Below are 9,025 nucleotides of genomic sequence, written 5' to 3' on the forward strand. Positions count from 1 at the left end.
GGGGCGCCGGCGCGGACGGCGCGGCGAAGAGGGAGGCGGAGGCGGCCGGGGCGGCGGGGGACAGCGCCGCGGCGAGCAGCGCCGCCACGGCGGGCAGGCGCCGGGTCCATGCGGCGGGCGCGTGCCGGATCCGTGCGGCCGGCAGGCGTGGCGCCCGCAGGCTCAGGCGTGGCGCCCGCAGGCTCAGGCGTGGCGCCCGCAGGCTCAGGTGCGGCGCCCGCAGGCTCAGGTGCGGCGCCCGGAGGCTTTGGTCCACGGGGAGCCCCTCCCATCCGTGGGGTCCCCCCGGACGTGCCTGGGGGATGGCCGAGCTGTCCCGCTCAGGTTCACATGGTGGGGCAAAGCGGGCATCCCGGGCGCCCCATCGGGGTGCCCGGGATGCGGTGTCCCGTACATCGGGCCGAACGGCGGACACCCGTCCGGTCAGCCGGACCGGCAGGTCGGCCGCCGATCAGCCCGGCCGGACCGGGGTGCCGGACCGGGTGCCGGACCGGGGTGCCGGACCGCGGCCGCCTACTGCGGATCGCCCGTGGAGACGATCAGCGTGAACTCCGTGTTCTCCTTGTCGACCTTGCCGCCCGCCTCGGGCAGCTGCGACAGCACCGTGTCCTCGCCGTAGACCGCCTCGTCCCGCTTCTCGATCTTGTACTTCCAGCCCGCCGCCTGGATGCACTCCTTCACCGAGCGGAGGTGCTTGTACCGGAAGTCCGGCGCCACGACCTTGCCGGCGTCGCTGTAGTGCTTGGACGGCTCCTTGCACAGCTTCGGGTCGATCGTGCGGGTCGTGTCCGGCCCCTTGTGCCCGGCTTTGGCGGAGCCGGAGGGGCCGGCCGCCTGGCCGCCCGTGGTCTGCTGGTTGGCCTGGGTGTCCTTGCCGCCCTCGTCGTCGCCGTTGTTGACGACCGCGTAGACGAGGCCGCCGATGGCGATGAGTGCGACCGCGATCGCGCCCACGACCACCGGCATGTTCTTCCTGCCGCCCGCGCCGCCGGCCGAGGCCTGCGCGGCGGCCGGCGAGGAGGCGAACGGCGGCGGGGTCTGCGGCGCGTACTGCTGCGCCACCGGCTGCTGCGGCGGGTAGGCGTACCCGCCCTGACCGTGCGTCTGCGCCATCGGCGGCGGGGTCGGCGCGTACGGGGCCGGCGCCGGCGTCGGCGCGTACGGCTGCTGAGCCTGCTGGGCCGTCGGCGCCTGGAAGCCGGAGTCCAGCGGCGGGAACACGGTCGAGCCGACGCCCGCCCCGCTGCCGCCGGCGGGGGCGCCCGCGACGATGGCCGGGCTGCCCGTCTGACCGGCCGCCAGGACCCGCGCGATCTCGTCCCCCATGATGGCCGCGGTGGGGAAGCGCTCGTTCGGGTTCTTCTTCAGGGCCCGCGCCACCAGTGCGTCCATCGCCGGGGTCAGCGACCGGTTGATGGAGGACGGCGCGACCGGCTCCTCCTGGACGTGGGCGTACGCGATCGCGAGCGGCGAGTCGGCGTCGAAGGGGAGCCGGCCCGTCAGCAGCTGGAACAGCATGATGCCGACCGAGTACAGGTCGGAGCGGGCGTCGACGCCGCGTCCCAGGGCCTGCTCGGGCGACAGGTACTGCGGGGTGCCGACGACCATGCCGGTCTGCGTCATCGACGTGACGCCGGACTGCATGGCGCGGGCGATGCCGAAGTCCATCACCTTGACCACGCCGCGCTTGGTCATCATCACGTTGCCGGGCTTGATGTCGCGGTGGACGAGGCCCATCTCGTGGCTGGTGTCCAGGGCGGCCAGCACGTCGGCCGTCACCTTCAGCGCCTTCTCGGCCGGCATCGCCCCGTACTGGCGGACGTCCGCGGCGAGCACCGAGCCGAGCGGCTGGCCCTCCACGTACTCCATGACGATGTACGGCATGACCGCCGCGTCGCTCCGGCCGTCGGGGAAGGTGACCTCGCCCTCGCCGGTGTCGAAGACCGAGACGATGTTCGTGTGCGACAGTTTCGCAACAGCCTGGGCCTCACGGCGGAACCGCTCGCGGAACGAGGCTTCCCGGCCGAGGTCGCTGTGCAGGGTCTTGATGGCGACCTGCCGGTCGAGCGCACTGTCGTACGCCAGATAGACGGACGCCATGCCGCCCGCACCGAGCAAGTCCCTTAGCTGGTAACGGCCACCGGCCAGAGAGCCGCCCGCGTACTGGGCCTGATTGCCGTCCTGGCTCATGACTGTTGCTTCCCCTCGGGGTGTGTCCCTACGCGTCTGGCTGAGCGCATGTCGGGCCAAGTCTGCCGGAGGGCAAGCACACGTCAAGCCAGGTACGCGTTCCGTGACGACAAGGCCACCACGAGCCATTGTCCGAACGGCGACCTGTTCCGAGGCTGTAGCGTTCACCGGAGCACACGAAATGGACCTACCGCTCAGCGGCGGCCGAGAGAGACGACGGCGAGGACTCATGGCACCCGAACCCGAGGACAGCGGCGCCGGGATGGCAGACGGTCCTGAGCATTGGGGCGCCGGCGGCCTGGTCGGCGACGGCCGCTACCGGCTGACCCACCGCCTGGGCCGCGGCGGCATGGCGGAGGTGTTCGCCGCCGAGGACGTCCGGCTGGGCCGGACCGTCGCCGTGAAGCTGCTGCGCCCCGATCTCGCCGAGGACCCCGTCTCCAAGGCCCGCTTCACGCGTGAGGCACAGTCGGTCGCCGGGCTGAACCACCATGCCGTCGTCGCCGTGTACGACTCGGGTGAGGACAAGGTCGGCCCGAACACGGTCCCGTACATCGTCATGGAGCTGGTCGAGGGCCGCACCATCCGCGACCTCCTCATCAGTGCGGAGGCTCCGGGGCCCGAGCAGGCCCTCATCATCGTCTCCGGCGTGCTGGAGGCGCTGGCCTACTCGCACCAGCACGGCATCGTGCACCGCGACATCAAGCCGGCGAACGTCATCATCACCGACACCGGTGCAGTGAAGGTGATGGACTTCGGCATCGCCCGCGCCCTGCACGGCGCCCAGTCGACGATGACCCAGACCGGCATGGTGATGGGCACCCCGCAGTACCTGTCGCCCGAACAGGCCCTCGGCAAGGCCGTGGACCACCGCTCCGACCTGTACGCCACCGGCTGCCTGCTGTACGAACTGCTCGCGCTGCGGCCCCCGTTCACCGGCGAGACCCCGCTGTCCGTGGTCTACCAGCACGTCCAGGACTCGCCGGTCCCGCCCTCGCAGCTGCCCGAGGGCGGGGACATCCCGCAGGAGCTCGACGGCATGGTCATGCGCGCTCTCGCCAAGGACCCGGACGACCGGTTCCAGAGCGCCGAGGAGATGCGCGGGCTCGTCCAGTACGCCCTGCAGATGCTCCAGGACCAGGGACCCAACACCGGCACCTGGAACACCGGCCCGGTCACCATGGCCCTGCCGCACGGGCGGGGCGGCGCCGCGCCCACCACCGCGATGCCCGTCGCCCCGGCCGGCGGCCCGCAGCAGTACGCCGCGCACGCGACGACCTCGCAGTTCCGCCAGCCGATGGTGCCGCCGCTGAACCCGGACGACGGCACGGCCTTCCCCGGCGGCGGGTACGACACCCACGGGCGCGCCCCGGCCAACGGCGGCCACGGCGGCCACGACGGCTATGACGGCTATGACCCCTACAACCAGTACGACGACCGCGGCAGCGGCCGCTGGAAGCTGTGGCTGTTCGCCGTCCTCGCGGTCATCGCGATCGCGGGCGGGGTGGCGTACGCGGTCAGCTCGGTCGGCAGCAAGACCAAGGGCAACGACAACAGTCCGCAGGTCGTCCAGAGTTCCTCCAGCGCCAAGCAGGACACCCCGTCGGTATCGCAGAACACGCCGTCGAACGACACGTCGAATTCCTCGCGGCCGTCGGACGACTTCACGCCGCTGCCGTCCCGCCCGAAGAACACGCAGAGCAGCAGCCCCTCGCCGACGCAGTCGATCACCAGCCCGACTCCGTCGGTGACGAAGTCGAGCGCGGCGCCGCCGACGAAGTCCGCGTCGCCGGTGAAGACCCCGTCCGGGGGGCCGGTGGAGCCGAATCCGCTGGAGGGAACGAACTGAACGCACCGCGGAACCGGACTGAATAGATCCGGTTCCGCGGAATTCAATGCGGCCGGCTTGTCCGTTCGTCTGCTTGTCAGGCGCGCCGCTGCGCCTGCAGGCGGGCCACATACGCGGCGGCCTGCGAGCGGCGCTCCATGCCCAGCTTGGACAGCAGGCCGGAGACGTAGTTCTTGATGGTCTTCTCGGCGAGGTGCAGCCGCTCGCCGATGGCCCGGTTGGTCAGGCCCTCGCCGATCAGGTCGAGGATCCTGCGCTCCTGCTCGGTCAGGCCGGCCAGCCGGTCGTCGCCGCGGCCGGCGCGGCCGTCGCGCAGCCGCTCCAGCACCCGGGCCGTGGCCACCGGGTCCAGCAGGGACTTGCCCGCCGCCACGTCCCGTACGGCGCCGAGCAGCTCATTGCCGCGGATGGCCTTGAGCACGTAGCCCGAGGCGCCGGCCATGATCGCGTCGAAGAGGGCCTCGTCGTCGGCGAACGAGGTCAGCATCAGGCATGTGATCCCCTCGTCCTGCGAGCGGACCTCGCGGCAGACCTCCACCCCGCTGCCGTCCGGCAGGCGCACGTCGAGGACGGCCACATCGGGGCGCGCGGCGGGGATCCGAACCAGGGCATCCGCGGCGGTGCCGGCCTCTCCGACGATCTCGATGTCCTCTTCGACCGACAGGAGCTCGTGGACGCCGCGCCGTACCACTTCGTGGTCGTCCAGGAGGAATACCTTGATTTTTCCGTCTTCGTGCACGAACTCAGTTTCACACACTCACCCCTTCCCAGAGGTCGTTACCCGGGATAACGTGCGGTTGTTCCGGCCCCTGCAAGGCTGTGACCAGTGCTTGTTCCCCGCTCTGCGGATTTACTTGGAAATCCAAGCAAAAACGCAGGTCAAGTGGGGTTTCGCAGTTATGCGCAGTACTGGGTAACGTGATTGCGCAGGACTGTCGCCGGGGCACCTGTCACGCCTGAATCCCGTACACGGCCGCACCCACCCCGTGCGCGGGTACGGATCCAGGTGAGCCGCACTGGACCCCGGAGAACCCGGGAGCCGGAACGACGGAGGAGCAACACGTGACCGTGGAGAGCACTGCCGCGCGCAAGCCGCGACGCAGCAGCGGCACCAAGCGGGCGGCAGGCGCTGCGAGCGCCTCCAAGAGCCCCGCAGCGAAGGCTGTCGCCACCGCGCAGAGCACCGAGCCCCAGCTCGTACAGCTGCTGACGCCGGAAGGGGACCGGGTGGAGAACGCGCAGAACGCGGATTTCCTCCCCTACGTCTCCGACATCACCGCCGATGACCTGCGCGGTCTGTACCGCGACATGGTCATGACCCGCCGCTTCGACGGCGAGGCGACCGCCCTCCAGCGCCAGGGCGAGCTGGGCCTGTGGGCCTCGCTGCTCGGCCAGGAGGCCGCCCAGATCGGCTCCGGCCGTGCGCTGCGCGACGACGACTACGTGTTCCCGACGTACCGCGAGCACGGCGTGGCCTGGTGCCGCGACGTCGACCCCACCAACCTGCTGGGCATGTTCCGCGGCGTGAACCACGGCGGCTGGGACCCGAACACCAACAACTTCCACCTCTACACGATCGTCATCGGCTCGCAGACGCTGCACGCGACCGGTTACGCGATGGGCGTGGCCAAGGACGGCGCCGACTCGGCGGTCATCGCCTACTTCGGCGACGGCGCGTCCAGCCAGGGCGACGTGAACGAGGCGTTCACCTTCTCGGCCGTGTACAACGCGCCCGTGGTGTTCTTCTGCCAGAACAACCAGTGGGCGATCTCCGAGCCCACCGAGCGCCAGACCCGCGTGCCGCTGTACCAGCGCGCCCAGGGCTTCGGCTTCCCCGGCGTCCGGGTCGACGGCAACGACGTCCTGGCCTGCCTCGCCGTGACCCGCTGGGCCCTGGAGCGGGCCCGGCAGGGCGAGGGCCCGACGCTCGTCGAGGCCTTCACGTACCGCATGGGAGCCCACACCACCTCCGACGACCCGACCCGCTACCGGCGGGACGAGGAGCGGGCCGCCTGGGAGGCGAAGGACCCGATCCTGCGCCTGAAGGCCCACCTGCTGGCGACCGGCGCCGCCGACGAGGCCTTCTTCGAGTCGCTGGAGACGGAGAGCGAGGCCCTCGGCAAGCGGGTCCGCGAGGCCGTGCGCACCATGCCCGACCCGGACACGATGGCGATCTTCGAGAACATCTACGCCGACGGGCACGCGCTGGTGGACGAGGAGCGCGCCCAGTTCGCCGCCTACCTCGCCTCGTTCGAGGAGGGCAACTGATCATGGCTGTCGAGAAGATGTCGATCGCGAAGGCGCTCAACGAGTCGCTGCGCAAGGCCCTGGAGACGGACCCCAAGGTCCTGATCATGGGCGAGGACGTCGGAAAGCTGGGCGGTGTCTTCCGGATCACCGACGGCCTGCAGAAGGACTTCGGCGAGGACCGGGTCATCGACACCCCGCTCGCCGAGTCCGGCATCGTCGGCACGGCCGTCGGCCTGGCCCTGCGCGGCTACCGGCCGGTCGTGGAGATCCAGTTCGACGGGTTCGTCTTCCCCGCGTACGACCAGATCGTCACGCAGCTCGCGAAGATGCACGCCCGCGCCCTGGGCAAGGTCAAGATGCCGGTCGTCGTCCGCATCCCGTACGGCGGCGCGATCGGCGCGGTCGAGCACCACTCGGAGTCCCCTGAGGCCCTCTTCGCGCACGTCGCAGGCCTGAAGGTGGTCTCGCCGTCGACCGCGAGCGACGCCTACTGGATGCTCCAGCAGGCGATCCTCAGCGACGACCCGGTGATCTTCTTCGAGCCGAAGCGGCGCTACTGGGACAAGGGCGAGGTCGACACCGACGCCATCCCGACCGCGCTGCACACCTCGCGGGTCGTGCGCGAGGGCTCGGACCTCACGCTGGCCGCGTACGGCCCCATGGTCAAGGTCTGCCTGGAGGCGGCCGCCGCGGCGGCCGAGGAGGGCAAGTCGGTGGAGGTCGTCGACCTGCGCTCGATGTCCCCGGTCGACTTCGACGGCATCCAGGCCTCCGTCGAGAAGACCCGCCGGCTCGTGGTCGTCCACGAGGCACCGGTGTTCCTGGGCGTGGGCTCCGAGATCGCCGCCCGCATCACGGAGCGGTGCTTCTACCACCTGGAGGCGCCGGTGCTGCGCGTGGGCGGTTACCACGCGCCGTATCCGCCGGCCCGCCTGGAGGAGGAATACCTGCCGGGTCTGGACAGGGTGCTCGACGCCGTCGACCGCTCGCTGGCGTACTGAGGAGAGCCCCCGTGACCATCCGCGAATTCAAGATGCCCGACGTGGGCGAGGGCCTCACCGAGGCCGAGATCCTCAAGTGGTACGTCCAGCCGGGTGACACCGTCACCGACGGGCAGGTCGTCTGCGAGGTCGAGACCGCGAAGGCGGCCGTGGAGCTGCCGATCCCGTTCGACGGCACCGTGCACGCGCTGCTGTTCGAGGAGGGCACCACGGTCGATGTCGGCCAGGTGATCATCTCCGTGCAGACCGGCGACGCGTCCGAGGCGCCCGCCGAGGCGCCGACCGCCGCGGCTGCTGCGGCTGCTGCGTCTCCGGCCGCCCCGGCCGAGGCCCCGGCCGAGGAGGCCGCGCCCGAGGGCCGCCAGCCCGTGCTGGTCGGCTACGGCGTCGCCCAGTCCTCGACGAAGCGCCGCCCGCGCAAGGCCGTCCCGGCGGCCGCTGCCGCTCCGGCTGCGGTGGCCGTCCCGGCACCGGCCCCGGCCCCCGCCCTCAACGGCAGCGGGCACGCGCACGCGCCCGCCGTCGGCGAGCGGCCGCTGGCGAAGCCGCCGGTGCGCAAACTCGCCAAGGACCTCGGCATCGACCTGACTGCCGTGGTGCCCACCGGCGACGGCGGGATCGTGACCCGCGAGGACGTGCACGCCGCCGCCGCGGCCGCGCTCGCCCCGCAGACCGCCGCCCCGGCCGCGGTCCCGGCCCCCGCTCCGGCTCCGGCCGAGGCGCCCGCCCCGGCGGCCGCCGCCGTGCCGGGCGTCCGGGAGACCCGTATCCCGGTCAAGGGCGTCCGCAAGGTCACCGCCCAGGCCATGGTGGGCTCGGCCTTCACCGCACCGCACGTCACCGAGTTCATCACCTTCGACATCACGAAGACGATGAAGCTGGTCCAGGAGCTCAAGGCCGACCCCGACCTGGCCGGGCTGCGGATCAACCCGCTGCTGCTCATCGCCAAGGCGGTCCTGGTGGCCGTCGGCCGCAACCCGGACGTCAACGCGTCCTGGGACGAGGCGGCCCAGGAGATCGTGCTCAAGCACTACGTCAACCTGGGCATCGCGGCGGCCACCCCCCGCGGCCTGATCGTCCCGAACATCAAGGACGCCCACGCCAAGACGCTGCCGGAACTCTCCCGGGCCCTGTCCGAGCTGGTTGCCACGGCCCGCGACGGCAAGACCTCCCCGGCCGACATGCAGGGCGGCACCCTCACCATCACCAACGTCGGCGTCTTCGGGGTCGACACCGGTACGCCCATCCTGAACCCCGGCGAGTCCGCGATCCTCGCGGTCGGCGCGATCAAGCTGCAGCCGTGGGTCCACAAGGGCAAGGTGAAGCCGCGCCACGTCACGACCCTGGCGCTGTCCTTCGACCACCGCCTGATCGACGGCGAGCTCGGCTCCAAGTTCCTGGCCGACATCGCCGCCGTACTGGAGAACCCGCGCCGCCTGATCACCTGGCAGTAGCCGGCCGCTCTCCCCGCTCCACCGCCCGATGGCCGGTCCCCTGTCGAGGGGGCCGGCCATCGGCGGTCGGCCATCGGCCCTCGGCGGTCGGCGGTGGGCCTCTGCCGTGGGCCGTCGGCGGTCGGCGGCGGCTGCCCGGCCGCGGTGGGCGGCGGCCCCGAAACTCATGGCCGTGGACGACACCCGGTGTCATCATCCAGGGATGATCTTCCGTGCTGCCACCGCAGACGCCGCCGACCTCGACCGCGCCGCCGTCCACCGTGCGCTGCTCGCGCACGGTG

Annotated in this window: 7 protein-coding genes; 4 read left to right on the forward strand and 3 right to left on the reverse strand. The window is 71.6% G+C overall.

Translation table 11 applies throughout. The features are described 5' to 3' along the window. Both HYE82_RS30005 and HYE82_RS30010 read right to left on the reverse strand, forming a co-directional pair. The coding region (locus HYE82_RS30005) for a hypothetical protein (RefSeq protein ID WP_218783230.1) at positions 1-256 on the reverse strand (256 nt) is incomplete at its 3' end. Positions 257-513: 257 nt separating this feature from the next. After that, a complete protein-coding gene (locus HYE82_RS30010) occupies positions 514-2,190 on the reverse strand; it encodes a protein kinase (protein WP_179177337.1) in 1,677 nt (558 codons plus the stop codon). Between the two features lie 229 nt (positions 2,191-2,419). Here HYE82_RS30010 and HYE82_RS30015 point away from each other — a divergent pair, with 229 nt between their 5' ends. Next, the gene (locus HYE82_RS30015) at positions 2,420-4,039 is read left to right on the forward strand and encodes a protein kinase (protein ID WP_179177338.1); all 1,620 of its coding nucleotides are present in this window, start codon (positions 2,420-2,422) and stop codon (positions 4,037-4,039) included. Between the two features lie 76 nt (positions 4,040-4,115). On the opposite strand, the gene HYE82_RS30020 is transcribed toward HYE82_RS30015, so the two are convergent. Further along, positions 4,116-4,778 (reverse strand): response regulator transcription factor, encoded by a 663-nt coding sequence (locus HYE82_RS30020; protein ID WP_179177339.1) that lies wholly within the window; start codon positions 4,776-4,778, stop codon positions 4,116-4,118. 323 nt (positions 4,779-5,101) lie between these two features. Between HYE82_RS30020 and pdhA the strand changes: the two genes are divergently transcribed. Genes pdhA through HYE82_RS30035 form a run of 3 tightly spaced genes read left to right on the forward strand, consistent with a single transcriptional unit; the run spans position 5,102 to position 8,744 of the window. After that, positions 5,102-6,307 (forward strand): pyruvate dehydrogenase (acetyl-transferring) E1 component subunit alpha, encoded by a 1,206-nt coding sequence (gene pdhA, locus HYE82_RS30025; RefSeq protein ID WP_179177340.1) that lies wholly within the window; start codon positions 5,102-5,104, stop codon positions 6,305-6,307. Positions 6,308-6,309: 2 nt separating this feature from the next. Then, entirely contained in the window at positions 6,310-7,290 is a 981-nt protein-coding gene (locus HYE82_RS30030) for an alpha-ketoacid dehydrogenase subunit beta (protein WP_179177341.1), read from the forward strand. Between the two features lie 11 nt (positions 7,291-7,301). After that, positions 7,302-8,744 (forward strand): dihydrolipoamide acetyltransferase family protein, encoded by a 1,443-nt coding sequence (locus HYE82_RS30035; protein ID WP_309144495.1) that lies wholly within the window; start codon positions 7,302-7,304, stop codon positions 8,742-8,744. Positions 8,745-9,025 lie beyond the last annotated feature (281 nt).

Source organism: Streptomyces sp. BR123, assembly GCF_013401435.1.
GTDB lineage: Bacteria > Actinomycetota > Actinomycetes > Streptomycetales > Streptomycetaceae > Streptomyces.